26 protein-coding genes and 1 pseudogene are annotated in these 26,445 nt (G+C 61.1%); 17 read left to right on the plus strand and 10 right to left on the minus strand.

What is annotated here, in order from left to right; all coding sequences use genetic code 11:
* Window positions 1–86: 86 nt before the first annotated feature.
* From FJW04_RS17470 to FJW04_RS17490, 4 genes are all read left to right on the plus strand, one after another.
* Complete coding sequence (locus FJW04_RS17470; RefSeq protein ID WP_224598647.1) at window positions 87–482, plus strand: GFA family protein; 396 nt, start codon at window positions 87–89, stop codon at window positions 480–482.
* A gap of 49 nt (window positions 483–531) precedes the next feature.
* Window positions 532–948: an HD domain-containing protein gene (locus FJW04_RS17475; protein WP_140660835.1), complete on the plus strand. Its 417-nt coding sequence runs from the start codon at window positions 532–534 to the stop codon at window positions 946–948.
* 249 nt (window positions 949–1,197) lie between these two features.
* The gene (locus FJW04_RS17480; RefSeq protein ID WP_140715595.1) at window positions 1,198–1,455 is read left to right on the plus strand and encodes a hypothetical protein; all 258 of its coding nucleotides are present in this window, start codon (window positions 1,198–1,200) and stop codon (window positions 1,453–1,455) included.
* 446 nt (window positions 1,456–1,901) lie between these two features.
* The gene (locus FJW04_RS17490; RefSeq protein WP_140715596.1) at window positions 1,902–2,621 is read left to right on the plus strand and encodes a Crp/Fnr family transcriptional regulator; all 720 of its coding nucleotides are present in this window, start codon (window positions 1,902–1,904) and stop codon (window positions 2,619–2,621) included.
* Between the two features lie 237 nt (window positions 2,622–2,858).
* Here FJW04_RS17490 and FJW04_RS17495 read toward each other — a convergent pair whose 3' ends face one another.
* From FJW04_RS17495 to FJW04_RS17510, 4 genes are all read right to left on the minus strand, one after another.
* On the minus strand, window positions 2,859–3,122 hold the full coding sequence (locus FJW04_RS17495; RefSeq protein WP_224531258.1) for a hypothetical protein: 264 nt from the start codon (window positions 3,120–3,122) through the stop codon (window positions 2,859–2,861).
* A 152-nt stretch (window positions 3,123–3,274) separates the two neighbouring features.
* The gene (locus tag FJW04_RS17500; protein ID WP_140715598.1) at window positions 3,275–4,621 is read right to left on the minus strand and encodes a sorbosone dehydrogenase family protein; all 1,347 of its coding nucleotides are present in this window, start codon (window positions 4,619–4,621) and stop codon (window positions 3,275–3,277) included.
* Window positions 4,618–5,049 carry a DUF2231 domain-containing protein gene (locus FJW04_RS17505; protein ID WP_140715599.1) on the minus strand — a complete coding sequence of 144 codons (432 nt, stop codon included), beginning with the start codon at window positions 5,047–5,049 and terminating at the stop codon, window positions 4,618–4,620. The genes FJW04_RS17500 and FJW04_RS17505 overlap by 4 nt, the downstream gene beginning before the upstream one ends.
* Window positions 5,050–5,516: 467 nt before the next feature.
* The gene (locus FJW04_RS17510) at window positions 5,517–6,266 is read right to left on the minus strand and encodes a Crp/Fnr family transcriptional regulator (protein ID WP_140660831.1); all 750 of its coding nucleotides are present in this window, start codon (window positions 6,264–6,266) and stop codon (window positions 5,517–5,519) included.
* A gap of 603 nt (window positions 6,267–6,869) precedes the next feature.
* Here FJW04_RS17510 and FJW04_RS17515 point away from each other — a divergent pair.
* The 4 genes from FJW04_RS17515 (at window position 6,870) to FJW04_RS17530 (ending at window position 10,236) form a co-directional block, all read left to right on the plus strand.
* Window positions 6,870–7,961, plus strand: coding sequence for a flavodoxin family protein (locus tag FJW04_RS17515; protein ID WP_140715600.1), 1,092 nt, complete (start codon window positions 6,870–6,872; stop codon window positions 7,959–7,961).
* Complete coding sequence (locus FJW04_RS17520) at window positions 7,961–8,815, plus strand: alpha/beta hydrolase (protein ID WP_181172970.1); 855 nt, start codon at window positions 7,961–7,963, stop codon at window positions 8,813–8,815. Before FJW04_RS17515 ends, FJW04_RS17520 begins: the two co-directional genes overlap by 1 nt.
* A 241-nt stretch (window positions 8,816–9,056) precedes the next feature.
* Complete coding sequence (locus FJW04_RS17525) at window positions 9,057–9,731, plus strand: LysE family translocator (RefSeq protein WP_140715602.1); 675 nt, start codon at window positions 9,057–9,059, stop codon at window positions 9,729–9,731.
* Between the two features lie 28 nt (window positions 9,732–9,759).
* A complete protein-coding gene (locus FJW04_RS17530; protein ID WP_140715603.1) occupies window positions 9,760–10,236 on the plus strand; it encodes a GNAT family N-acetyltransferase in 477 nt (158 codons plus the stop codon).
* A 173-nt stretch (window positions 10,237–10,409) separates the two neighbouring features.
* Here the strand turns inward: FJW04_RS17530 and FJW04_RS17535 are convergent, their stop codons facing one another.
* The 3 genes from FJW04_RS17535 to FJW04_RS17545 are packed head-to-tail and all read right to left on the minus strand — an operon-like array spanning window position 10,410 to window position 12,246.
* Window positions 10,410–11,249 (minus strand): DUF3618 domain-containing protein, encoded by an 840-nt coding sequence (locus FJW04_RS17535; protein WP_140715604.1) that lies wholly within the window; start codon window positions 11,247–11,249, stop codon window positions 10,410–10,412.
* The gene (locus tag FJW04_RS17540) at window positions 11,246–11,638 is read right to left on the minus strand and encodes a phage holin family protein (protein WP_140715605.1); all 393 of its coding nucleotides are present in this window, start codon (window positions 11,636–11,638) and stop codon (window positions 11,246–11,248) included. Before FJW04_RS17540 ends, FJW04_RS17535 begins: the two co-directional genes overlap by 4 nt.
* Window positions 11,635–12,246 (minus strand): hypothetical protein, encoded by a 612-nt coding sequence (locus tag FJW04_RS17545; protein ID WP_140715606.1) that lies wholly within the window; start codon window positions 12,244–12,246, stop codon window positions 11,635–11,637. Before FJW04_RS17545 ends, FJW04_RS17540 begins: the two co-directional genes overlap by 4 nt.
* A gap of 401 nt (window positions 12,247–12,647) precedes the next feature.
* Here FJW04_RS17545 and FJW04_RS17550 point away from each other — a divergent pair, with 401 nt between their 5' ends.
* Complete coding sequence (locus FJW04_RS17550) at window positions 12,648–14,231, plus strand: M20/M25/M40 family metallo-hydrolase (RefSeq protein WP_210241304.1); 1,584 nt, start codon at window positions 12,648–12,650, stop codon at window positions 14,229–14,231.
* Between the two features lie 66 nt (window positions 14,232–14,297).
* Here FJW04_RS17550 and FJW04_RS17555 read toward each other — a convergent pair.
* Together FJW04_RS17555 and FJW04_RS17560 are read right to left on the minus strand one after the other, a co-directional pair.
* Window positions 14,298–15,142: pseudogene (locus tag FJW04_RS17555) on the minus strand (manganese catalase family protein).
* Between the two features lie 179 nt (window positions 15,143–15,321).
* Entirely contained in the window at window positions 15,322–16,239 is a 918-nt protein-coding gene (locus FJW04_RS17560) for a hypothetical protein (protein ID WP_181166253.1), read from the minus strand.
* 360 nt (window positions 16,240–16,599) lie between these two features.
* Between FJW04_RS17560 and FJW04_RS17565 the strand changes: the two genes are divergently transcribed.
* From FJW04_RS17565 to FJW04_RS17575, 3 genes are read left to right on the plus strand one after another with little or no spacing between them, the layout of a single operon-like run.
* A complete protein-coding gene (locus FJW04_RS17565; protein WP_140614619.1) occupies window positions 16,600–17,772 on the plus strand; it encodes a glycosyltransferase in 1,173 nt (390 codons plus the stop codon).
* Window positions 17,773–17,774: 2 nt separating this feature from the next.
* The gene (gene glf / locus FJW04_RS17570; RefSeq protein WP_140614620.1) at window positions 17,775–18,938 is read left to right on the plus strand and encodes a UDP-galactopyranose mutase; all 1,164 of its coding nucleotides are present in this window, start codon (window positions 17,775–17,777) and stop codon (window positions 18,936–18,938) included.
* A 34-nt stretch (window positions 18,939–18,972) separates the two neighbouring features.
* Entirely contained in the window at window positions 18,973–19,494 is a 522-nt protein-coding gene (locus FJW04_RS17575) for a ferritin-like domain-containing protein (protein ID WP_015316426.1), read from the plus strand.
* 58 nt (window positions 19,495–19,552) lie between these two features.
* On the opposite strand, the gene FJW04_RS17580 is transcribed toward FJW04_RS17575, so the two are convergent.
* Entirely contained in the window at window positions 19,553–20,722 is a 1,170-nt protein-coding gene (locus tag FJW04_RS17580) for a beta-glucosidase (RefSeq protein WP_181171267.1), read from the minus strand.
* A gap of 313 nt (window positions 20,723–21,035) precedes the next feature.
* On the opposite strand from FJW04_RS17580, the gene FJW04_RS17585 reads away from it, so the two are divergent.
* From FJW04_RS17585 to cyoD, 5 genes are all read left to right on the plus strand, one after another.
* Window positions 21,036–21,905 (plus strand): MBL fold metallo-hydrolase, encoded by an 870-nt coding sequence (locus FJW04_RS17585; RefSeq protein WP_015316424.1) that lies wholly within the window; start codon window positions 21,036–21,038, stop codon window positions 21,903–21,905.
* A gap of 181 nt (window positions 21,906–22,086) precedes the next feature.
* Entirely contained in the window at window positions 22,087–23,103 is a 1,017-nt protein-coding gene (gene cyoA / locus FJW04_RS17590; protein WP_140715608.1) for a ubiquinol oxidase subunit II, read from the plus strand.
* Window positions 23,104–23,105: 2 nt separating this feature from the next.
* A complete protein-coding gene (cyoB, locus tag FJW04_RS17595) occupies window positions 23,106–25,109 on the plus strand; it encodes a cytochrome o ubiquinol oxidase subunit I (RefSeq protein WP_181172981.1) in 2,004 nt (667 codons plus the stop codon).
* Window positions 25,106–25,792 carry a cytochrome (ubi)quinol oxidase subunit III gene (locus FJW04_RS17600; RefSeq protein WP_140715610.1) on the plus strand — a complete coding sequence of 229 codons (687 nt, stop codon included), beginning with the start codon at window positions 25,106–25,108 and terminating at the stop codon, window positions 25,790–25,792. Before cyoB ends, FJW04_RS17600 begins: the two co-directional genes overlap by 4 nt.
* Entirely contained in the window at window positions 25,789–26,205 is a 417-nt protein-coding gene (gene cyoD, locus FJW04_RS17605) for a cytochrome o ubiquinol oxidase subunit IV (protein ID WP_015316420.1), read from the plus strand. The genes FJW04_RS17600 and cyoD overlap by 4 nt, the downstream gene beginning before the upstream one ends.
* Window positions 26,206–26,445 lie beyond the last annotated feature (240 nt).

The following is a 26,445-nucleotide window of genomic DNA, read 5'->3' on the forward strand; positions in this document are numbered from 1 at the left end:
GGCCGACGTTTTCGCCAGATGAACGAAGCTGCCCGCACGAGATTGGAGAGCCTGCCGAAACGCAGGCTCATCGGACTGGAGCCAAGGTGGAACTGAACGGCGGATGTCTTTGCGGCCGGATTCGCTTCAACGTCACAAGCGAACCGAGAGTGCACTATTGCCATTGCGATATGTGCCGGCGCGCGACCGGCAGTGCATTTGCGGTCCTGGCGTGGGTGCCTTCGCCAGACCTGACCTGGATCGACGCCACTCCCGCCTATCGCCGATCTTCGCCAATCGCCCAAAGGGGGTTCTGTCCTGCCTGCGGATCGCCGCTCAGCCTTGCCTATGACGTCTCGCCCGGGGAAATCGCGCTGCATGTCGGCACATTCGACGATCCAGCGCGGCTGGAGCCTCGCTACAACTACGGATTAGGGCAGCGGCTCGGCTGGGTCTGCTGCGGCGTGGACTTGCCGCACCGCGAAACCGAGGAACGCTGGTAGCGCATGAAGGCGATGCGGCTCGCTGGCCGAAAGGACGGAGATCGATGTGATGAGTATTTTCTATCGGGCGGCCAAGATTGCGGAGCAGGCGCATGCATCGCAGCATGACAAGACAGGAGGCCCCTATATCGATCATTGCCGTCGAGTGGCCGACGCCGTCGAAACGATAGATCAGAAAGTCGTCGCCTATCTGCACGATGTCCTGGAAAAAAGCGAAGGCTGGAGCCGGGCCAAGCTCGAAGAGGCGGGCTTTGGACCGACGATCGCCGCCGCGGTCGACGCCATGACACGCAGAGAAGGCGAGGACTATTTCGCATTCGTACGCCGGGCCGCCTCGAACCCATTGGCGCTGCCGGTAAAACGGGCGGATCTGGCCGACAATATCTGGCAATCACGGCAGATCGGAGCATCCACGGCCAAGTATGAAGAAGCATTGCGCATTCTTGACGACGAGTTCTCCAAGTGAATGCCGGGATGCTGGCGGCAATCGCGTCCTGGCATGCGACAGGCGCCCCTGAACAATGCCTGTAGTCGCGCGATGCCAGAATACATGGATTACGGGAACCAACCCGTTTGGTAATTTTCGTACCAACGTTTTTAGTGACACGCTGGGTGGGTGGTTTTATGAATCCGACGATCGATCCCCGTCGGGCATGCCTTCCGGTGCGCAATGCCTTGGCTGCCTTCGGATCGCTTCGAGACCAAGGTGACGCCCATGCGGGAATTGCCGAAAGACATCGACGCCGATGTGGTGATCGAAATCAGCAGATTGCTGGACGACAGCGCGCTTTTCGTGCCTGTCCGCGTTCATGAACTCACAGCAAGGGTAAGGCAGAAAGTGAAGACGGGGTTGCCGGATCGTTCGATCGAAGAATTGATCGTGGAAATGGCTTCCTTGCGTCGATTGGCCATGGCCTTTGAACTGCCCGGATCGGAAAATGTGGTGCAAATTCCACAGCGACTCCCACGCTGACCGCATCAAGGTCACGCGCTCCACCCGGCGGTCAGGACAAGCGATGCCTCGAACACCTGGGCGCCCGCCTCATTGCGCACTTTGCCGGTATGTTGACCAGGTCGCGATCCGGCATTTCATCGCGAGCGACTTCCTGCGAAATGCGAATGGCTTCTGCCCTCGCCTGTTCTCGCGATTCAAATGGCTGCCGTCGTCGTTGGGTGCGGGGCCATGACCGTTATAGAGATCGAAATGACACCGTTTCATTTTCGGGGCAGCCTTGGACACCTCTAGCGTGCTAATAGCTAGCGACACTGGTGGTTCCCGCTCCGGCGCTTGCGCCAGAATACGCGCAGGCTGCCGATGATAGGGTCCGCCATCTTCCGAAGGCCTAAGGTCCGGCTGCTATCCTTGCGTCCAGGACATCTGGCGATCGGCGTTTCAACCCCGATCGCCTTGAGGCCATGATGTTAGAGTCCCTCTATCTGCAACTCGGCCAGCACGACACTCTTTCGGACGTCGAGAAGGTCTTGCTGGCCGAAACGGTTGTTTTCGGACGCGAGTTCGAAAAGGGGCAAGATGTGGTCGAAGCGGGGTCCCGGCCAACCTATAGCACCATGCTGCTGGATGGCCTGGCGGCACGCTACAAGGTGCTCGAGGACGGCGGCCGGCAGTTCACGTCCTTGCAGGTGCCCGGCGACTTCGTCGATCTCCACGCCTTTTTGCTCAAGACCATGGATCACGGTATCGTCGCGCTGTCGCCTTGCCGGGTGATGTACGCGGACCACAACAAGCTGAAAGCCATTACGGAACAGGCCCCTCACCTGACCCGGCTGTTGTGGCTCGATACGCTGGTCGATGGGGCCATACATCGCGAATGGATCGTGGCAATGGGCCGCCGCTCCAGGACCTCGCATCTGGCCCATCTCATCTGCGAACTGTTCGTACGTCTGCAGGCGGTGAAACGCACCAGCGGCATGAGTTTCCATCTACCGTTGTCACAGACTGAAATGGCCGACGTGCTTGGGTTGTCGGTCGTGCACATGAACCGGGTGATCGGAGGCTTGAAGAAGATCAAGGTAATCACCTGGACGAACCATATGGTCACCATTTTGGACTGGGACCAGCTTGCCAGGCTTGCCGAGTTCGACCCTACCTATCTGAGCATCAACAACGAACCGAGATGAGCAGCCTTAAACTCAGTTATGAGGCGGATTGCTCCACCACAACTCAAGCGGCCCGCGTTACGAGCGGGCCTTGTCATTCCCTACGGGTGGATAGCGCCTGATTTGGCGGAAAGCCGGTCCAGCAGCTTGCGCGATTCCTCGATTACGCGCCGCGTGTCTTCAATATTCGAGCGAAGATCGGCAATCTGTGCCGCCGCCCTCCGTTGATATAGGCGCGCACTTTCATTGAGGAAGTAGTCAGGTTCCCACGGGTCCATCGCGATCAGGTCCGTTGCGCACCAGTTCGAACGTTACCTTCACCATAACGAGGGGTTTGCTAGCACCAGCACGGACATGCAGGGCAACCTCTCGGAAATTGCCTTCAGGCATCTGGTCCTTTGCTATTTCGAGCAACGCCTTTGCCGCCTCATCCTCAGCTGCCTCCAAGCTCGGAAGCTCGGTTCCTTCAGTGTCCGGGTAGGAGGTTCCGTTGTCGACTAGATCAAAATAATAGCGCGCCATCATCGGTAACAAGGCGGCGCGACCTTTGTTCCTCTCGACTTATCGCGAGTGCCGGGTAACGCATGCTTTGAATCCTCAGTATAGGTTACGCCGCCGATAACAGCGTGAGGATCAGTTTCACTACCGGGCTTCCTGCGCATACAATCCGATAACTACCGAGCTGCGGTCACGCGCCAGACCGTGTTTCCGACATCGTCCGCAATCAACAGCGCGCCCGCCTTGTCGACGGCAACGCCCACTGGCCGCCCATGTGCCTTGTTGTCATTGTCAAGGAAACCGGTGACGACGTCCTGAGGCTTACCGTCAGGATGACCTCCATTGAACGGTATGAAAACGACCTTATAGCCGTTGAAGCGCTTGCGGTTCCAACTGCCATGTTCGCCGACAAAGGCGCCATTCCGATAGAATTCGGGCAGGTTGGTGCCGGTGTAAAATGCCAGTCCCAGGGGCGCGACATGGGAACTCAGTGCATAGTCCGGAGGGATGGCCTTGGCGACCAGGTCCGGCCGCCGCGGCATCACCCGCGGATCGACATGCTGGCCATAGTAGCTGTAGGGCCAGCCATAAAACGCGCCGTCCTTGACCGAAGTCATGTAGTCGGGAACCAGATTGGGGCCGAGTTCGTCGCGCTCGTTGATGACGGCCCACAGCGCTCCGCTCTGCGGCTCCCAGCTTAAACCGTTGGGATTGCGCAGCCCGCTTGCGAAAATGCGCGAACGGCCTGTCGCCCTGTCGACCTCCCAGATCGCGGCGCGATCCTTTTCCGCCTGGATGCCGTTCTCGGTGATGTTGCTGTTGGAGCCGACGCCGACATAAAGCAGCGATCCGTCCGGACTGGCGACGAGAGACTTGGTCCAGTGATGATCGATCGGGCCGCCGGGCAGCGGCGTCAGCGCGGTGCCTGGCGCGGTGATCTTGGTCTCGCCGGACGTGTAGGGATAACGCACGATCGCATCCGTGTTGGCGACGTAGAGATCGTTGCCGACCAGGGCCACGCCGAAGGGCGAATTCAGGTGATCGAGGAATACATCCTGCACGTCGGGCACGCCGTCGCCGTTCGTATCACGCAACAGCGTGATGCGGTTGCTTCCCTCGGTGCCGCCGCCCGACGTCGCCATGGACTCGATCCAGCCCATGATCAGGTCCTTCGGACGCTTGATTGCGGCGCCGGGCGGCGCCACTGACTCGACCACGAGAACGTCACCGTTCGGCAAGGTGTAGAGCGAGCGTGGATGCTTCAATCCCTTGGCGAATGCCTGGATCTGCAAACCCTTCGCGACCGTTGGTTTCTCGTCCTGCTTCCAGCCGACGACCGAAGCGACATGCATGGGCGGAACAAGATATTGCGTTGGTTCAGGCAGTGTCGGATTTGGCCCGACCTGGCCGCTTGGGTCTGGGTCGTCGTTGCTGCAGGCGGGCAATGCCAAAAGCGATCCGCACAACAGACCGAACCCAAGGGCACGCCGGATGTGAGTGTTCGAAACCCGCAGGGCGTTCATTCGAGCACCTCGACGCGGGTGCGGCCGGTGCTCCATTCCAGCAACCACACGAGAACCAAGACGATCACGGCCGCCGCGGAGAGGATGAGCCCTGTCGGCACGACCGACGTCCAGGCGTCACGGCTGTGCACCAGCGCGTTGAAGAACGACAGCACAAGCACCACCAGGCCGCCGAGCAGATAGGCTCCGTGCGTACGGAGAATTCGACGGGTGAAGAGATCGAAAAGCGCCGCAAGCACCGCAAGAGCGCCCATCACGAGGCCGGCAAACAGCAGCCATGCGGAAAAATCGGCCCACATCATCTCCGCCGTTCGCCAATAGGTGAGGTCGGTCAGCAGCGTGCCGATGAAACAGGCATTGGCGACCGCCATCGGTGTCCGATGGATCGGACGGCCGACGACCACCGGTATCGATCGCGAATTGGCCACGGATCTTCTCCGCCCCTGCTCCAGATGGCATCTGGGCTTCAAACAAACCTGAAGTTGAGATGTTCCGGGAACTGTTCGCGTTCAAGGACTTGTGATTGCCCTGACCAATGCCGATCGCTGTCGCCGGTGAATGGCGCGAAGCGCGGTGTGCTCCGGGAATTCAAGTTCGCAATGTCCGCAGCGCGAGTAACATTGCCGGGCAAGCGGTGGGACGCCAGTTCCATTCCGTGTGCGAGATGAGCAGGGCCCGTATCGCCTCCGGTCAGTGAGATTAGGTTCGGCTTCGTACGTTTCTTACCGAGCCTTGGCCCTTTATTGTCAGTCATTGGCAGATGACTAGATTAACCAGGCGGCATCCCCAAATCATGCCGCAGTGGCCGATGCGGGCTTAGGCAATGTGCCGTCATCGGCATCGTCGCGTCGGCCACTTCCGCGATCCTCGCCCAGCAATGCCGGCATGATGGCGGTCAGCTGGGCGGGCGGTCCTGCCTCGAAGGGTTCTTTGAACCGAGGTCCCCGACCAGCCGACGGTATTGCAGTTCGGGAGGGCCGTAAGATTCCCGTGCCAGCGCCACGAGACCTTTCCGATCCCGGATCGTGATTTCGCCGCGGCGGGCACGGATGTAGCCATGGCTCTCGATTGTCTGAAGCCCCACGGTAACCCCGGGGCGCCTGACGCCCAGCATGACGGAAAGGAATTCGTGGGTTATCATAAGCCTGTCGCCAACGGTCCGGTCGCTGCACATCAGAAGCCATCTCGCCAGCCTGACCTCCAGGCTGTGCCGCGCGTTGATCGACGCCGTGTAGCTGGTCTGGACGTGGAGATACTGCACGTAGCGCAACAGGAAGGGCCGCAAGGTAGGGCTCTCTGCCAAGGCTTCGACGAACGGCGCGGCGCTCATCCGTATCGCTTCGCTCGTCGACTGGATGTAACAATCGAAGCTTGCCAGATCGTCGCCCATGATCAGCGCCGAACCGGTCATACCTTCGAAGCCGATTATTCCCACCTCCGATTCAGCCGTTCCCGCAGTCTTGGCGACGACCGATGCGATGCCACTCTCCAGGAAATAGACAGCTTCGATCTTTTGGCCTTCGATCTCCAACGGCGAGCGCAACTCCAGAAAAACACTTTCGAGATGCGGCCGCAGCCGCTCGAAATCGGCCACGCTCATTCGGCGCAACAACTCGCTCTTGGCCTGCAGAATCTTGGGATCCACGAGACGCTCTCCACTTGGGCAAGAGCACTGGGATCTCTCGGCCGGCCGCGCCCCTCGAACGAGGGGACGGTGGCAAAACATAAACTGTCCCACCCGGCCAGCACTAGGCAGGCGGCCGCGTCGGTATGAAACCGACAATAGCTGCTGTGGACAAATCGCAAGTTTTGTCGACTATCCATCCTTCGCCAGAAGACGAGCTTCCCTGAGGATCGAAGAGCGGTCGAACCCTACAAGCAACACTATGTCACGTATCTGCTGTTCCGTAGCGCCCGATTCCCGGGCAAGTGTACGCACGGCTTCGGCCGCCAGACCGGGGCGCTCAGGGTCTTTTGTCATGACATCCTAGCCTCACGCTGGGGCAGGAGTGCGATGGTCGCTCCCAAGCGTCAACGCCCGGATCGTGCTGCTGACGACCTCTTTGTGTACGCCTTCGTACCGAACTTGGCGAATCAATTCGAAACACGCCGGCTCGGGTGATTCCGGCGCGCCTTGTTTTGTACTCGCCCAAAAGTCCTTGCAGATCATGGCTATGGCGCGTTCGGAACGCCGTGCCTGTTTGCCGCGTTTGAGCTTGGATCGCTTTCCATGCAGAGGTGAAACCCCATGTTCGATTGGCTGAAGCGCGGCGCGCCAGAACCGCGCAAGGGCATGCCCAGCCCCCGCCTGGACGAACAGGCTTTCAAGCGTCGCTATGGCGAACAGTTCAATGATCCGGCGTTCGAGCCCCTGGCCGCCGACATCGAGCGGATAACGGAGGTCGCCTGGCAGGCCTACAGGGATTCCAGGAAGAGCCCGCGGACCCGAAAGGCGGGCCGTGGCTTCGCCGATCCCGATTACGATCTGGCGGTCGATTGGCTCAAGGCCAGACAAGCAATCGAGCGCGCAAAGCGCATGAACGAGCTGGGCAAACGACGCCGCGTCCTGATCGTGAACGGATCGCCGCGCAGCGAGCACACCTGCCCCGGCGAGATGTCCAAATCCTATCGTTTTGTCGAAATCGCCCGGAAGATTTTCAAGGCCGGCGGCGCGGAAGTCGAGATCCTGGATTTGTCCCGGCTGGCCGCCGAATACGGCCGCAAAATCTATCCCTGCAAGGCCTGCTTCTCCACCGCTGCCGCGCTTTGTCACTGGCCTTGCTCCTGCTATCCAAATCATTCGCTCGGCCAGACGCAGGACTGGATGAACGAGATCTATCCAATGTGGGTTGCCGCCCATGCGGTGATGATCATAACGCCTGTCCACTGGTATCAGGCCACCTCGCCGCTGAAGCTGATGATGGACCGTCTGGTATGCGCCGATGGCGGCAATCCCGATCCTAGTTCCACGCACGGCAAGGAGGCGCGGGAGGCGAAGGCGCTGGAACTCGAGGGATGGGACTATCCCCGGCACCTTGCCGGCCGGCTCTTCTCGGTAATCGTGCACGGCGATACCGAGGGAGCCGAAAACGTCCGGCGCTCTTTATCGGATTGGCTGAAATCGATCGAAATGGTCCCGGCGGGGCCGAAGGCCGAACTCGACCGCTACACCGGTTATTGGAAGCCATACGCTACCAGCCACAACGAGCTCGACGACGACATGGACCTGCAGGAAGAAGTCCGAAACGCGGCGCGTACGCTTCTGGCCGCTGCGGTCGCTCGCAAGGAGGGCACTTTCGTCGCCGCTGGACAGTCGCTGACCGATCCTCGGCAAAAATGATGTTCGACGGCTTTAGCCTGGAGATCGTCAAGCTTGCGGATGCGACATTGCGCGTGCGCCATGGTGGGGCTGGCCCGCCAGTGTTGCTCCTGCATGGGCACCCGCGAACCCACACCACATGGCATCGCGTCGCGCCGATCCTGGCAAGACATCACACCGTCATTTGCCCGGACCTGCCGGGGTTCGGGCAATCGTCCGTCCCGGCCGATGCCTGGGAAAGCGCGGGATCTTCAAAGCGGGCAAAGGCCGGCATTTGCGTGGCTCTCATGCACAGGCTTGGTTTTGATCGTTTCGCCGTCGCCGGGCATGACCGTGGCGCCCTTACCGCGTTCAGGATGGCGATGGATCATCCTGCCAGTATTTCGCACCTTCTCGAAATCGATGGCATTCCGGTCCTTGAGCATCTGGAGCGTTGCGACAGCCGCTTTGCGACAGAGTGGTGGCATTGGTTCTTCTTTGCCCAGCCAGACAAGCCCGAGCGCGCCATCAATGTCGATCCGCAGGCCTGGTATGGCGGATCGGCCGAGACGATGGGCAGAGAAAACTTCGAGGACTATCAGGCGGCGATCAGCAGTCCGCATGTCGTGCATGGCATGCTGGAAGACTACCGGGCCGGGCTCACGATCGATCGCCGGCACGATGCGGAGGATCGCGCCCGAGGGCTCCGGGTCGAATGCCCAACGCTTGTCCTGTGGTCGCTGCGCGACGATCTTGAACGGCTCTATGGTGATGTGCTGGCGATCTGGCGCCCATGGGCCCGGCACCTGCAAGGCCGGGGCATCGACAGCGGTCACCATGTCGCCGAAGAAGCTCCGGAGCTGTTGGCAAAGGCGATTCTGGACTTCCTTGCTTGAACGGCTGGTTTGGTCTTGCGGGATGACACGCAGCGTTCATTCCCCCGGGAACAAATCTCGCTTTGGAAAATTGTGACGCCCAGGAGAATACCGGAAGCTCCGGACCGGAAATATCGCCTTGCGACGGAGTTCTCATCGAGCAGGGGCTCTCCATACGGTTTGACAAGGCCGGCTAGACGGCGCCAGGAGCGATCGCGCCCAAGGCAAGGATGTTACCGCTTGCCGGGACAGGGGGCCAGCATTGAACGCACCAAATAGGCTTGGGCCAAGGAGGTGTAAGATCGATCCCAATCTGTGGTTCGCCTTTCTCGGCACCGTGATCCTGTTGCAGATGCCGCCTGGGCCCGACAGCATGCTGGTCATGGCACGTGGCATCGGGCAAGGCCGTGGCGTGGCGTTGTTCACGGTCGTGGGAATGACATTGGGCGCAGGCATGGTGCAACTGCCGCTGATCGCCCTGGGTGTCTCCTCGCTCTTGCGTGCATCGCCATTGGCATTTGACGCGCTCCGTTGGGCTGGAGCAGCCTATCTTGTCTGGTTGGGCATAAGTTTGCTCTCGGACACGAAAAGCGATCTGGATCTCGATTGCGTCAAGCGCGTCGGGCCGCTCGCCGCGATACGGGAAGGTATGATAGCCAACCTCATCAATCCTTGGCCCATGACTTTCATGATCGCTTTCCTGCCTCAGTTCGTCGATCCGAACCGTGGCTCTGTCTGGTTCCAGATGCTGATGCTCGGCGCGACCCAGAAACTGACTGGCGTCTTGGTCCTGGGGACCTATGCGGTTGCTTCTGGTGTGCTCGGCGAATGGGTCATGCGTCGACCCCGCGTGAGACTTTGGCAACAACGGATAGCGGGCTGCTTCATTGTCGGCCTTGGCATTCGAATGGTGGTGGGCGGCGGGGCCGGCAAGTGAAGCGAAAGTCTCCTCCGCAGATCCAACCATGACAAGATCGAAGCAGGTTTCAGGCTGGGCATGTTCAGCGAGCCGCGCAGCACGGAAGCCGGATCTCCTGATCGAGTTGGTTGAAACCGGCGGGGATGCCAAGGCAGAAGCGGGCGCTGCGCTCTATCGCTACAATGTGGCCAAGTCCGGCGTCGCGGATCGAATGCCGATCGGCGCCATAGTGCGGGATGCCTCGGGAAAGGTCGTTGGGGGTTTGTGGGGCAGGACTGAGCTTGGACTGTTGTTCCTGGACATGTTTTTCGTGGCTGAGGATGTTCGAGGAAAGTCGTATGGCAGCCGGCTCCTTTCAGCCGTTGAAACAGAGGCAAGAAAGCGTGGCTGCGCCCGCGCCGTGGTCGAGACCAGCAGCTTCCAAGCACCTGGCTTCTATGTTCGCCACGGATACGAGGAATTTGGCAGGGTTGAATTTGGCATTCCTGGCGCGGCGCGCATCTTCCTGCGAAAAGAGCTCTGAAGATTGGAGCGACAACCCTTTCGCGAGCTGGTGTATCGAAGGCGACGCTTCATTCGAAGCGCCCGCCGCAATCGTGGTTGCTGAAGTGGCGGAGCCCCCACTGCCAATCGGTTGAAGCTCCCGCCTTGCCTTGCGAGAATCGCCCATCGTTGCGGTGGCTCCAGCATCCTCGGCTAGGATTTTTGTTCCGACGGGAGAGAGATCCGTTCCCGTAGGGACTGCTCCGTCGTGTCGGCCGCGGACTTGACGATTTCACCAATCTGGTCGGCCACCGTGCCTGCTTGTGTGTCCTGCCGTCCAGCTTCCTGCTTGATCGTCTCATAGGCGTCCGCGGCAACCTGCCTGGCCTGATCGAGGCCTTGCTCGAGCATGGTCTCCGAGGTGTTGCGAAGCTTCTCGCCATAGCCGCCCAGCTGCTCATCCTCCATTGCGGTATGGGGCAACATGGCGCCTATCGCGGCGCCGATGGCGAGACCGACCGCCGCAACGGCGAGGGGCTGATCGTTCAACAGCTCCTGTGCCGAGCGGCTGGCTTTCGCAGCCATGTCGCCAGCCGTCGATCCTGCGCTGGCGGCGTTGCTCGTCAGCCCTTCGGCGACGCCGCTTGCTGCGCCCGATATGGCTGCGCCAGCGCTGCTTGCGGCCGACGTGAGCGATTCAGCGGTTCCGGAGAGCGTGCTGCCCAAGCCGCCGCCCTCCGCCTCGTCACCCCCGCGGGGCGGGGTTGGCGCCGTATAGCCGGCCGGGCGACGGCTGCCGTTCGACGGACCGCTGCCCAGCATCAGCCAAGCCAGACCGGCGCCCACCATGGTCACGGGCAAGGGATTGTCCCTGACCTGCGTTCTCAGGTTGTTGAGCATTGCCGAACTCTCTCCTCCAGAGAAGATGCCGGTGAATTCGTCCAGCAATTGTCCCGGTGTCATTTTGCCTCGAATGGATTCGGCGGTCTCCACCACCCTGGCGCGCGCGGCTTCCGCCTCGCGTTCGAGTTCGGCTGCGGATTTCTCGGTCATCTCACTTGTTCCTTGATCACAGTCGCGTCGCGCCTGAGCTGTTCCTGGGTTCGGTCGGGAGTAAGTTCGGAAGGCGCCATGCTTGCCATGCCGGTGCGCAGCAGAATGACGCCAAGAACTGCCACCACCACGCCGACCAACAGAGAGGACCACCCGGCCCCCAGCCCTGCCCTCGTCAATGCGATGACCAGTGCCTGAAGCAGCACGAGCAGAGCCGCGAGCAGGCAGATGGCCCCGCCCAGCACCTCGGCGGCGCCAGCGCCCGTCTTGGTAAACTTTTCAGAGAGCTCCGCCCGCAGAAGCCTGGCTTCGGTTTGCACCAGCGTGGTGACGTTTTGGGCCAAGTCGGTCACCAGGGTCGCGAGGCTGGGATTGTCTTGAGTGTTCATCTGTCTTGCTCCCCATAATGCGTGGCCAGATCGTCAACACCGCCGCCGAATCCTTGCGCCCCATCGGCCGACCAACCAGCAGCTTCGCCGGTCTGCGAATTTGCACCACCCGAGGCACTTCGAGATGCTTCGGGGCTTCTGGGCGGGGAAGCCTTGATGAACCGACCCAGCGCCAATCCGGCCAGTACAGACCCGGCAAGCAGGACACCGGGGTTTTGCCGGCCGAAAGACTGCACATCCTCAAGCACCTGGCCGAACGGCTTTTGTTTCAACGAGGAGGAAAGCCGCTCCAGCCCGCCAGCGGCGTCCAGGGCAAATTTCGACGCGGTCCTTTCATCATTGTTGGCCAGATGCTCGCTGGCCGCGCGTAACGCGCCGCCCAACGCCGCCAAGCTTGATCCGATGTCGCGCTGCGTCTCCTCCGCCTTGTCCGAAATAACCTGCGTGGCTTCTGTCGCGTAGTCGCCAGCCTTGCGGGTCAGTCCGTCGCGAGCATCGTGAAGCAACTCGCTCGCGCGCTCTTTTTCCCGGCCAAGCCTATCGGAAACGTCGCTTGTCGCCTTGTCGAAATCGGTGGCTTTACGGCCCTGGCCGTCATTACGTTGCATGGGTCACCTAGTGAAAACCGAGGAAGGAGAGGACCGCGAGCACGACAACGACGAGGCCGATAAGATAGATGACACCGTTCATGGCACGTTCCTCCTTGGCAGCCCAACTTCATGGACCCTGCGATGTTCCGTCGGCGAAGAGCTTTTTGCGATCCAAGAGCAATGCAGGAAGAACTGGTCGGAAGCGCCGCCAGTCCGCGATCGAGATGAGCTGCCCCGGCCCGAGAGTTCCCCTCCGAGCACGAATGCCTTCTAATTCCACTAAGCCAGGGCCGAAGTACGCTTGAGAGAAATCGCTTGACCAGGATAGGGTCCACCGTTCCCACCCGAATGGCAGGACCGCAATGACCCGCAACCCTATCGAGACGCTGTCCAGTCGCGCGCGGCGCTGGGCAATCGGGTTGACCGAGCAGAAGAGCATCACCGGCACGGACGGCGAGGCTGCCTTCGGCCCTTGGTTGGCGGCGGAACTCCGAAAGGAGACGGCATTTCAGAACGCGGAGGTCTGGACGATCGAGGTCGGACCCCAGGACGGCCGTCACTGCGTGGCGATGCTCCTGCGCGGCACTGGTCGCTCGACCGTGCTCTTGACCGGTCACTACGACACCGTCGGGACAAGCGACTACGGACAGTTGGAGCCTCTGGCCACTCGGCCCGACGCGTTGACAAAGGCGTTGCACGGTTCCCTCGTCGCCGCGAACGCTCCAGCCGCCATTCTGGCCCACCATGATTTCGCGGGCGGGGAGTTCCTTGCCGGACGCGGTCTTCTCGACATGAAGGCGGGCCTTGCAGCCGGGCTGGCCGTATGCGCCGAATTTGCCGAAAGCGCAAAGCCGGCTGGAAATCTGCTTTTTATCGCAGTGCCGGACGAGGAGAACAATTCCGCCGGCGCCCGCAAGGCGGCGCAGATGCTGCCTGGACTCTGTAAAGAGCGGGACCTCGATTTGCTCGCGGTGATCAATCTCGATGCGATCGCGGATGATGGCGACGGCAGCAAGGGTCGCGTCATCGCTCTGGGAACCGTCGGCAAGCTGCTTCCGGCCGCCTGCGTGGTTGGTGTTCCCACACATAGCGGCTTTCCCTTGAATGGCCTCAATGCCGGCGCGATCGCCGCGGCAATCGCCGCGCGGATCGAATGGGCGCCCGAGCTCACCGACATGTGCGGCACCGAACCCGGCACCCCGCCCAGCCTGCTCGGGATTCGGGACGGAAAGACGGGGTATGATGTCACGACACCGCGGACCGCCCATGCCACTTTCAATGTGCTGAGTTATCGCCGGGCGCCCAGTGAGGTGCTCGACCGGTTCGACAGCCTATGCGCCGAAGCGGCCTCGCGTCTTTTACAGGAGCTCCGGCGGCGCGTCTCCGCTCAGCACGAAACAGGTCTGCTGGAGATGGTGCAATCGATCCCGGTCCATCGGTATGAGACTCTGCTGGCGCGTCTCGAAGAACCGGAGCGGATGCGGCTCGAAGCTGTTTCCGCTTCGATCGCCGCCGGCGACCAGCCCCTGCCCGAGAAGTGCCGATTGATAACCGAGCAGGCCTGGGAACTCAGCCGCTTGGCCGGACCAGCCATCGTGACGGGCTTCGGATCCATTCCCTATCTGCCGACGAACCTTTCCGCGCAGCCGGCAGCCGCCAGGCTGCGAGCCGCTGCCGTCGAGGTGGCCGACGAGGCAGCGGCTCGCTATGGCAGCGTGGTCACCTGCGCGGACTATTTCGCCGGGATTTCGGACATGAGCTTCTTTGGCGAAGCGGCCGAGTCCTCCCTCGACGTCGTCGCCCGCAACACACCAGCCTGGAAAGACAGCGTGCGCTGGCCCCTCACGCGAGCCCTGGCCAACATACCGACAATCAACATCGGTCCGTGGGGACGCGATTATCACACGCCGCTCGAACGATTGCATGTCGGCTATGCGTTCGACGTCCTGCCGCAGCTCATTCGCGATGTCTGCGCCAGGATCCTTCGGCCCGACGCGACCTGACAAGTACGAACGGCACAAAGCGGAAGCGGCCCCCATTTGGCCGCCGCCTTCGGCCTGCGACTATGACTATTCGGCTGCCTTCCTGTCGAACATCTGCTCGCTCTGCGCGCCAGAGCTTGGCCGTGGCGGCGAAAGCATTGGCTCCTCGCCCATCGGTGCGCCGGGCACCAGGGAGAACTCGCCCTTGCCGTCCATCGACGGGCCTTCGCTCCAGCGTCCCTGCGCCGGTGCTACACCTTCGATGAAACAGTTGATGAAGGCATAGGATACGTCCTGACGCTCTTTCTCCTGCGGGAAGGAATTGGGCACCGGCAGAGACGCAGTCAGGCCCCCCATGTCCTCGATCGCCGCCAGCCACTGCTGCTGATGCATGGTGTCGCGCGCAATGAGGAATGACAGCATGTCCTTCATTCCGGCATCGTTGGTCATGTTGTAGAGGCGGGTCGCAAGCACGCGTCCGCTTCCTTCCGCGGTTACGTTGGCGACCTATCGGCGGCAAGATTGCCGCTGGCATAAACATGCGAAGCATTGAAGGGAACACCGTTGGAGTTTTCCGGCAGGGCGGCGAGCCCAGTCGACAAGATATGACGGAAATTCATCCCGTTGAGGACAGAGCCGCCGACCGCATCGGACGACACGTCCTCCTGCAATGAAAGCGGTGCCCCTTCGAGATTGAGCGCGACCGCGGTCGCCAGCATCTCGATATGGGCGAGCTCCTCGGTGGCTGTGTTCAACAGCAGGTCGCGGTACTTGGCCGGTCCACGGCACCCCCACGCTTGAAAGAAATATTGCAAGGCGACACGGATTTCGCCTTCCACTCCGCCTATGGCCTGCTGTAAGGCGCGAGCAAAGATTGGGTTCGGCGTCTCGACTCGAACCGGGAACTGCAATTTCTTGTCGGTGTAATACATGGCTGACTCTCCGTTTGAAGTCAGCCGAACCTCAGCCCGGAAGCATTGTTCCGCCCGGGTAGGCGTTTAATTTGGAAAGAACTGGCAACGGATCGCCTCGTGTCAACGGAACTCAATTGCACGACGACGACAGCCGCTCCGGCCGGTCGAACGCAGTCGTGCCGGCCGGCAGACCAGGATCATGCAACCTTGGAAAACAGAGCCACGTCACATCGGGCCAAGCCGTAGCGCCACCGGTGGTCGGTCGCGGCAACCCGGCTTTGGTAAAACAGGGAAAGCTGGCTGCCTTCGATCATCACCGTTGAATGACCGTTCTCGCCCGGCTGGCCTGGTTCGAGTACCGGGCCTATGGACACGTAAGGTCCGGCAACCTCGTCAGCGATGGCAAAAAACACGCGCTGGCGATTCCCACGAAGGCCATTTGGAAGAAAGCAAGTGGCGTTCAGAAGCACGCGGCCATCCGGCAACTCGACCAGTTGGGCACCTTCTATGCCCCATTCATAGTCGGGGTCCTCTCTCGTATTGTGATGAGGGACATCAGCGTGATCGAGGATCTTGCCGATCCGCTTCCACGGCCCGAACCACGAGTCGGACTGGCTGCGTGCGAGATAGATGTCGGGCTGCGGCACCCTGTTGAATTTCGGCATGGCAGAGTAAACGAGATAGCGCTTGCCACCAATGACGGCCGGATGCGGATCGTAGATGCCATCCTCTTCCGTGTCGGGGATGGCGAGAATGGCCGGGCTGAGAACCACCCAATGAAAGCCGTCGTTGGAAACCGCATGCTCGCAGCGGCCCCCGGATTTCATGAACTCGGTCTGGATGAACATATGGAAGACGCCACTTTCGTGGATGACGCCCGGAGCCGCGACCCCGGTCCCGTTGATGGGAAGCTCGATCGCTTCGTGCTCGGTCCAAGGCCCATAGAGGTCGGGGGCCGTGGCGTGCAGGATCCTCCACGTCTCGGTCGTCACCGTCCCGCTGGAACCGAAGACATGCCACAGCCTGCCATCGAAGACGGGGCATGGGTCCTTGAGGTCATCCACGCTTTGCGGATGAAACAGCGGAAACACGTTGGTATCGAAGTCGATCTTCATCTTAGCCCCGGAATTTGCCCTTGCCCCGGACCCGCCCAAGCCGCGGGCGAATCAAGTTGATGTCCGGCACATTTTATAGCCAGCAAGTTCAACGCAAATACGGCGAAGGCGGTTCTCCACCAGCAAACTTGGTCGCGGGCAGTTTCGATGACCCGCCATTTGAGACAGCCAGTCTGCCTCCGCGCAGCCGGCGCTTTGCATTCGTCCAATCCGAAGCGGCGACCGAGGCTCTCCGTTTCACCTTGGAACAACTCACCTACCCGAAAGTTAGGAGCTGAAACCGAAGTCTAGTTCCCCCTCATCCACGATTAACAAATGTTAGTCGCAACATAAACCACCGTCTATAAAAGGAATATCTCAATGGAAGCAGCCTTGGGCAGGGTAACCGTCAGTAAACAGGCTGGCAGGCAAAATCTACTGGTTTGCTTCTCTCATTTAAGGTGGAATTTCGTTCATCAACGCCCGCAGCATATCCTCACTCTCGCATCCATGCAGCAGAGGGTGGTCTACTTTGAAGAACCTGTCTTCGAAGAATTGCCGCAGCCGCTAATGCGGACGAGCGAGGCCTCGCCAAACATTCTGATTGTGACACCAGTGCTCCCGGTCGGCACGTCGGCCGCGAAAGCAGATGCCGTGCAGCGCAGATTTGTTCAGCAGACAATCGCGTCTATGCCGCACAGCCGGCTGATCGCCTGGTATTATACGCCAATGGCTCTCCGCTTCACGGAGTACCTTGAGCCTGACATATGTGTCTATGATTGTATGGACGAACTCTCGGCGTTCAAGAATGCGCCGCCTGAATTGAGGCAGATGGAAAAGGCGCTTCTGCACCGCGCCGATCTTGTTTTCACCGGCGGCCTGAGCTTGTTCGAGACCAAGCGCCACCTGCATCACGCGATCTATCCCTTTCCGAGCAGCATCGACGTGAACCACTTTCACCAGGCCAGGAAGCCGGGAAAAGACCCGGCCGATCAGGCCGGCATTCCTCACCCGAGGGTCGGTTATTTCGGCGTCATCGACGAGCGGCTGGACGTCGATCTCGTAGCCCAGGCGGCGGAGACCATGCCGGACGTGCATTTCGTCATGCTCGGCCCGGTGGTCAAGATCGACGCTGCAAGCCTGCCGCGCGCCGAGAACCTTCACTGGCTGGGCGGGAAAGCCTACTGCGATCTGCCCGACTACCTGCGCCATTGGGATGCCGGCTGGATGCCGTTCGCCCTCAATGAAGCGACCCGCTTCATCAGCCCGACCAAGACGCCGGAGTTCCTCGCGGCAGGGCTGCCGGTAGTCTCGACGGCGATCGTGGACGTGGTGCGCAGCTACGGCGCTGCCGGGCTGGTGGAAATCGCCGACAGCGACGATCTGGAAACCAAGCTCCGCTCGGCTCTTTCGCGACCGCGCCAGATGCTCCGGCAACAAGTCGACGCCTACCTTGCGGATACCTCCTGGGAGCGAACATGGAATGCCATGGCGGCTCACATCGAGCGCGCCCATGAACGCAAGAAAATCGTCCCTCTTCGCAGGAGCGCTTAGCCATGTTCGACTGGCTGGTCGTCGGGGCGGGTTTTGCCGGCAGCGTGCTTGCCGAAAGGATAGCCTCGCAGCGTCACGAAAGCGTCCTGCTGGTAGATCGTCGCGGCCATGTCGGCGGCAATGCGTATGATTGCTACAATGAAGCCGGCATCCTGATCCACCGCTACGGTCCGCATATCTTCCACACCAACAGCCAGGCAATCGTGGACTACCTGTCGCAGTTCACCGAGTGGCGGTCATACGAGCACAGGGTGTTGGCGGCGGTGGACGGGAAACTCGTTCCCATCCCGATTAATCTCGACACGATCAACAGCCTTTATGGACTGGATCTGACCTCGGCCCAGTTGGAGGAATTCTTCGCGTCGCGACGCGAGACTGTGGAGGACGTTCGCACGGCCGAGGATGTCGTTGTCAGCACGGTGGGCCGCGAGCTCTACGAAAAATTCTTCCGTGGCTACACCAGGAAGCAATGGGGCGTCGATCCCAGTCAACTGAGCAAGTCGGTGACGGCACGAGTGCCGACCAGGACCAACCGTGACGACCGCTATTTCAGCGATAGTTTCCAGAAAATGCCGGCCGGCGGATACACCAGGATGTTTGAACGCATGCTCGACCATCCGAACATCAAGATCATGCTGCAGACCGATTTCCGCGAAATCCGTGAGAAGATCCCGTTCAGGCGGATGATCTATACCGGTCCGATCGACGAATATTTCGGGTGGCAGCTTGGGCATCTTCCCTATCGCTCGCTGCGTTTCGAGCACGTCACCCTGGACCGCGAGCAGTTTCAGCCGGTCGCCGTCGTCAATTATCCGCAGACGCAAGATTACACCCGCATCACCGAGTACAAACATCTGACCGGCCAGCAGAACGCGCGGACCAGCCTGACTTACGAATACCCGACGGATATCGGCGACCCGTACTACCCGGTGCCGCGAGCCGAAAACGAAGCGCTCTACAAGCGCTACGAAGCGCTCTCCGCAACCTGTCCCGACGTGTGGTTTGTCGGCCGCCTGGCAACATACCGCTACTACAACATGGACCAGGTGGTCGGACAGGCTCTGGCCACTTTCGCTCGCATCCAGAAAAGTCTGCCGGAATGGGCGGGCACTGGAAGGACGTCCCTGGCCGGACTGGTGGCGAGTTCTCCCGCACATGGGAGCTGAATTAACCGCGGCAGAAAACAGAAGGAGAATTGCGATGGATACAAACTTCAACTCGGAGAGCCGTTCGATATTCATTGTTGGCTTGCGCAACGCCCATGCCATGGAGAACCAAGCGCTGTCGATCATGAAACCACAGGTCGAGCGTATCGAGAATTATCCTGAGGTGGCTGATCGCTTGCGCCGGCATATTCAAGAGACCGAGGGCCAGATCACTCGGCTCGAGACGGTCCTGGAGGGTCTCGATGAAGAGCACTCGACTCTCAAGGACACGGCCCTGTCGATGGTTGGCAGCATGGCTGCCATGGGACACTCGATGGCAGGCGACGAGATCATCAAGAACAGCCTAGCGAATTTCGCCTTCGAGAACTACGAGATCGCTGCCTACAATTCGCTCCTGGTGCTCGCCGAGGCCGGCGGCTTCCAGGATGCCGAAACGGTCCTCAAGCAAAATCTGAGCGAAGAGGAAGCGATGGCCGATTGGCTTAAGGAAAATCTGAGCGACGTGACCCTGCGGTACGCCAAGTTGCGCGCGGCGGGGGAGACCGCAAAAAGCTGATCCAACGGCCAGGGGCGGCATCCACAACGCCGCCCCCGCCTGGTTGCCGGCCGCTCCTTCAACGCGTCCGGTTTGGTGCGAACAGATCTTGCTGCCGAACCAGTTCGTCCGCGACGGGCTGGCGGAGGCGTCGCGTGCCATCCGCCTGGATGACGGAAAACAATCCCACCTCCGCATGTCGGGAATTATCCCACCCGGGGTAAGCGGTTATCGGATACAGGCAAATACCCTCGATCGGCGCTTCGAGTTTTATCGCCGCACGCACCTCGTCGCAGACATAGTGGAGCCAAGCCGCCCCGCCCGATCCCTCCGAGCCGGTTTCGGCAATGAACATCGGCTTGCCGTATCGATGAGCGACCTCGATCAGCATTTCCGACAGAGCACGGTACTCGTGGTGCCCCATCGGAATGGTCGGTCCATTTATGTACCATTGATTGTGTGGGTAGAAGTTCAGGCCCACGGCGTCGACAACATCCTCGCTGCCGCCCAACTCCGGTTCGACGCGGCCCAGCAACATGTCGTAGGCCTCGAACTGTCCCAGTCGGGCGTTTTCGGCGCGGCGCCGTTCGCCGCGGGTCCGGTCGCGAGGCGCGATGTGGATGAGCGGCTCGGCCCAGACAAATCCGCATGCCGGATCGACCTCCCGCATTGCACGAACACCGGCTATGGCAGCCTTGACGAGGTGCCGCTTGAACCATCCCCGCTTGTTCGGCCCTACGCGCGGGAAATAGCCGACCTCGACGGCCCAGGCGAAGAAGGAGATTTCGTTGATCGGACACAACAGAGGCGATGTTCCGGTTATCGAACGGTACACCCTCACGGCTTCCGCCGCGAACGAGGCATAGGCATCGATGAACTGGATGGACCCCTGATCGACATGATCCGGGGATCCATAATGGAAGATGTCCCAGATGACCTGGACCCCTGCCGATTGGGCTGCCTCGACCATAGGCATCCAACTTGACCAGTCATAGGTTCCAGGAGCGGTTTCGATCAGGTGCCAGCGTAGCCCATCGCGAATGGTGCGCAGGCCGAGTTCGGCGCAGGCCCGGTAATCGCCGAGGGCATGCAAATTATGCGAAGTCGCACGAATAAGGTCGAGGCGGACGCCATCCTTGCGCCGATGCGAGGAGCACTCAAAGCCCGCCATGAAAAAACTGGCAAAGCGCGAAGCTTTCGGAGCCGACTCACCCACTTCGTGCCCGTCCGTGCGTTCCACTTCGTCCATTCGAAGTCTCCTTTGGGCAGTCGGTTTCAAACTCGGCCGCCCTGTTTGGACCGCGAATTGCCTTGGCGAAACGCCGTATCCGATCAGGCAAGCCGCGTCCCATTGCTCAGCTCAGCTGACCCCTCATCCTGCCTGAGCGGGGTAAAGCCGAACCGACTGGCCGAGCCTTTGTTCCGGTGGTCGACCAGCCGCGAACTGGGTGGCGATTGGCGACATCAGGAACAAGGAGGCTCGAGCCAAGTTCGGGGCGATGTAGCACCGGCGTCGCTTAACTCGACCGGCTGCCCGGCAAACAACAGAGGCACGGGATCACATGACCGTTCAAATTCAACTTTCCGATATCGACCACGCCAGGCGCGAGGATCGTGGCGACGGTGCTTGGAGCATCGCACCGGATCTGGGTTATTTGCGGCTGGCAATCGTCAATGTCGTGTTCTTCGGCGCACCGGGCAGCGGAGACCGGAAATGGGTGCTGATCGATACCGGGTTGCCGACGTCCCGGAGCAGCATCCTTGCTGTGGCGGAGAAGCGCTTCGGGATTGACGCGCGGCCGGCTGCGATCATCTTGACGCACGGCCATTTCGACCATGTGGGAACGGTTCTGGACCTGGCGAATACGTGGGACGTGCCTGTCTTCGCGCACCCGCTCGAGCGCCCCTATTTGGACGGGACCACATCCTATCCGCCGCCGGACCCCTGGGTCGGGGGTGGACTGATGGCGCTGCTCTCGCCGCTATTTCCACGCGGGCCGATCGATCTTGGCAACCGTCTGGAACTCTTGCCGGCCGACGGTTCGATCCCCGGAATGCCCGGATGGCAGTGGCTGCACACGCCAGGACACGCCCCGGGGCATATCTCGCTCTGGCGCGAGGAGGACCGCTCGCTGATCGTAGGGGACGCTTTCATCACCACGGGCCAGGAGTCGGTCTATGAGGTCGCCGTTCAGGATCTCGAGATGCACGGTCCGCCACGCTATTTCACGCCGGACTGGGATGCGGCGGAAAGATCGGTGAAGCGCCTGGCCGCGCTGAAGCCGCAGATGGTCATCAGTGGACATGGGGCGGCGGCGGCTGGCATGGGCATGCGTCAAGCTCTTGACAGCCTGGCTGATCGGTTCACGGAGTTTGCCGTGCCGCCGAAAATGAAGTTCGTGCGCGAGCCGGCGACGGTTCCAAATAGCTGAGCCTGTCCGAGCGCAGCGCTCTGCTGCGGTTCTCAAGATCTGTCAAAAACGCGCCGGCTTTGCCGCCCGGGCGGCCCAAGACGGGCGGCGGCGGAACAAACGTCACAGGCGCCAGTTAGGCGTTCGTTGGGCGGCAGGCGACACCGGGCGTATCTCGAATTCTGCGTCAGGGAAGACTTAGATGGAAAACGCGAAGAACGCGTGCCCTCACGACGCGTCCTCCCCGAGATGCGTGGCGCAGCCACTGTTATTGCCACCCACCTTCAAGCCGGCGCGTTCGCTGCTCTGGATACCCGCAGCCGCATTCTTGCCCGGCTGCGCGGGGGGCGTGCTCGACCCCCAGGGGCCAATTGGCGCGGGCAATCGCACGATCCTTTTGAACTCGCTGGCGGTGATGCTGGTGATCGTCATTCCGACGCTGATCGCACTGCTGGCCTTCGCTTGGAAATTCCGCGCCTCCAACAGCAATGCCCGTTACGACCCGGAATTCACCTATTCAGGCCGGATCGAGTTGATCGTCTGGTCGATTCCGACGCTCACCATCCTCTTCCTTGGCGGACTGATCTATTACGGTTCCTATCACCTCGATCCGCGCAAACCGATCGCCTCGGCGCAGCCACCGCTCGACATCCAAGTGGTGGCGCTCGATTGGAAATGGCTGTTCCTCTATCCCGAGCAGGGTGTTGGAGCGGTCAACCAGCTGGTCATCCCGGCCGGCGTTCCCGTGCATTTCAAGCTGACCTCGGCCAGCGTGATGAACACGTTCTTCGTGCCTCAGCTTGGCAGCATGGTCTATGTCATGAACGGCATGCAGACCGAGTTGCATCTGCAGGCCGACCGCGAGGGGAGCTATTTCGGTCAGTCGGCGCATTTCAGCGGCGACGGCTTCTCGGACATGAACTTCAGCGTGACCGCGGTTTCGCCTGATGCGTTCACCCGCTGGACGTCATCGTTGCGTGGTGGCGGCGGCGTGCTCAACGCCGACGCTTACCGCGAGCTCGCCCGGCAAAGCACAAACCTGCCGCCGGCTTCGTTCGGCCACGTGCAGCCCGGGCTGTTCGAAGCGGTTGTTCAGCAGACGCTGCCGCCCGGCCCCGGCCCCGCTGAAAGTGCCGGCAGCGGTGAGCCACAGGTCAGTCCGAAGGCGTTACGAGCGGCGGCCATGGCGCACCACCAGCAGGCAGAAGGGGGAGAATGACGATGCTCGGCAAGCTCGATTGGTCGGCGATTCCGTTCGACCAACCTATCCCCCTCGCTGCGGCCTTCGCGGTGTTCCTCGCCGCGGCAGCGGTGCTCTGCTGGATAAGTCTCAAGGGATATTGGCCCTATCTGTGGAGCGAGTGGATAACTTCGGTCGACCACAAACGCATCGGCGTGATGTACATCGTGCTCGCGATGCTCATGCTTTTGCGTGGCTTCATCGATGCCATCATGATGCGCACGCAACAGGTGCTGGCCATCCACGGTCCAGGCTATCTTCCGCCCGAGCATTACGACCAGATCTTTTCGGCGCACGGCACGATCATGATCTTCTTCGCGGCAATGCCCTTCATCATCGGACTGATGAATTTCGTCGTGCCACTGCAGCTTGGCATCCGCGATGTCGCCTTTCCGACACTCAACTCGGTCAGCTTCTGGTTGACGGCTACCGGAGCCCTGCTGGTCAACATCTCGCTTGTCATCGGCGAGTTCGCGCGCACCGGCTGGTTGCCCTATGCACCCTTGTCGGAAACCACCTACTCGCCGGGCGTCGGTGTCGACTACTATCTGTGGTCGATCCAGATCTCCGGCGTCGGCACGCTGCTGACCGGCGTGAACCTGGTGACGACCATCCTCAAGATGCGTGCGCCGGGAATGGGGTACCTGCGCATGCCGATGTTCTGCTGGACATCGCTGGCATCCAACCTGCTCATCGTCGCGGCCTTCCCTATCCTCACCGCCACGCTCGCGATGCTGACGCTGGACCGCTATCTCGGCTTCCATTTCTTCACCAACGAAGCCGGGGGAAATCAGATGATGTTCGTCAACCTGATCTGGGCCTGGGGCCATCCCGAGGTCTACATCCTGGTGCTTCCAGCCTTCGGGATTTTTTCCGAGATCTTCTCGACCTTCTCGTCAAAGCCGCTGTTCGGATATCGTTCGATGGTCGCGGCGACGATGTTCATCTGCATCGTCTCGTTCATGGTCTGGCTGCACCATTTCTTCACAATGGGCGCCGGTGCCGACGTCAATGCCGCGTTTGGCATCGCCACCTCGGTGATCGCCGTCGGCACCGGCGTAAAAATCTACAATTGGCTCTTCACCATGTATGGCGGGCGCGTTCGCTTCGACACGCCCATGCTTTGGGCACTGGCTTTCGTCACCACCTTCACCGTCGGCGGCATGACCGGCGTCCTGCTTGCCGTCCCGCCCGCCGACTTCGTGCTGCACAACTCGCTTTTCCTCGTGGCACATTTCCACAACGTCATCATCTCGGGCGTGCTGTTCGGCGCCTTCGCCGGCTTCACCTACTGGTTCCCCAAGGCATTCGGCTTCCGGTTGCACGAAGGTTGGGGGAAGGCGGCGTTTTGGGTCACCTTGGTCGGCTACATGCTGGTCTTCGTGCCCCTCTATATCGTCGGCCTGCTTGGCATGACGCGGCGCCTTCAGCACATCGACATGGATCTTTGGGCACCGTGGCTGGTGGTGGCCGCGTTCGGCGTGCTGGTGATGATCATCGGCGCCGCACTGCAGATCATGCAGCTGGTGGTTTCGATCCGGCATCGCGACAAGCTTCGCGACGAGACCGGCGACCCGTGGGATGGGCGTTCGCTGGAATGGTCGACACCCTCCCCTCCGCCCGCCTTCAACTTTGCGCGGCTGCCACATGTCGAGAACGAAGAACCCTACTGGACCATCAAGCAGCGGGGGATCGAGGAGCAGGGCGCGGGGACGGAGGCCGCGTACGAGCCTATCGAGATGCCGCGCAACAGCCCGACGGGCTTCGTCACCGCTTTTTTCAGCACGCTGATCGGCTTCGCGCTGATCTGGCACATTTGGTGGCTGGCGATCGTCGGCTTCATCGGCGCCTACGCCACCTTCGTCGTCTTCGCCTGGCGCGATCATGGCGACTACGAGATCCCCGCCGATGAGGTCGCGCGAATAGACCGAAACGGCCGAGCCGCGCGGCTTGCCTTCCTGCGCAGCTGGGAACGTCCGGTATGAGCGATCACGCCTTCACCAGCGACATCAGCGCCGACGGCCAGACACGCGACCAATACCGGGTCAATCGCACCGGCAGCCATGGTGCAAGATCCGCGACGGGCCACGGACAGGGCGGCCCAGCGTCGAAGTTCGTCACCGTTGCCTACGGGTTCTGGATCTTTCTGCTGTCCGACATCATCATGTTCTCGGCCTTCTTCGCCGCCTATGCCGTGCTCGCCAAGGCAACCGCCGACGGGCCGGCCGGCAAGGATCTGTTCGAGCCCACGCGCGTTGCGGTGCAAACGGGCCTTCTGCTCAGTTCGAGCTTCACCGGCGGCTTGGCAACGCTCGCGAGCCACCGCAGATCGATGGCTGCCACCCAGTTCTGGCTGCTGGTTACCGGCCTGCTCGGGGCAGCCTTCCTGCTCCTGGAGGTGCAGGAGTTCGCGGCGATGGCCGGCGAGCAGGCAGGCCCGTCTCGCAGCGCATTTCTTTCGGCCTTCTTTGCGCTCGTTGGTTGCCACGGGACCCACGTCGCCCTCGGCCTGCTCTGGCTCGGCACCATGATGGCGCAGCTGTGGGTCAAGGGTTTTCGGTCCGATATTTTGCGGCGGCTCCACTGCTTCGGGCTCTTCTGGCACGCGCTCGACATCATCTGGGTTGCCATCTTCACCTTGGTTTATCTGTTAGGAGCATCGCCATGACCGAGATCGGGGGCGAGAGCGGGACAGGCGAGACGCCAGACCGCCGCGATTCAGCACCGGGCGAGGAACGCATAACCGAGCACGAAATGGCGGGGGGCCTCTCTGGCTACCTGCTTGGCTTCGGCCTGGCCATCCTGCTGACGATCGCTTCGTTCCTGGCGGCTCAGACCAACCTGATCTACCAGCCGGCGGTAATTTCGGCTCTGGTGGTGCTCGCTGTCGCGCAGATGGGCGTGCATCTTGTCTTCTTTCTCCACCTGACGACCGGACGGGACAACACCAACAACGTCCTGGCCCTGGCCTTCGGCGTGCTGATCGTGGCGCTGGTGGTTCTGGGCTCAGTCTGGATCATGGCCCATCTGGATCAGAACATGGCTGCCATGACCGCCCATCAAGCCGGAGTGATGCCTTGAGCGAACCGCACGCCGGACACGGTATTAGCTGACTTTCGCTCGCCTCGTCACGCGTTTCAGGCGGAACTTTGGTTCGGGCAGCAAGTTCGGACGCCATCGGAGACAACAGGCTCGCGGTAGATGGGCGCCCAGATCAATCACTTCGTCAAGGATATCCTCATCGAAGTCGCTGAAATGCTTCCGGCCGTGATTCAAAGGGAGAACGCCAGCTGACGAACTGCCCATCGAAGCGCCGGACTT

Source organism: Mesorhizobium sp. B2-7-3, from assembly GCF_006440715.1.
Taxonomy (GTDB): Bacteria; Pseudomonadota; Alphaproteobacteria; order Rhizobiales; family Rhizobiaceae; genus Mesorhizobium; species Mesorhizobium australicum.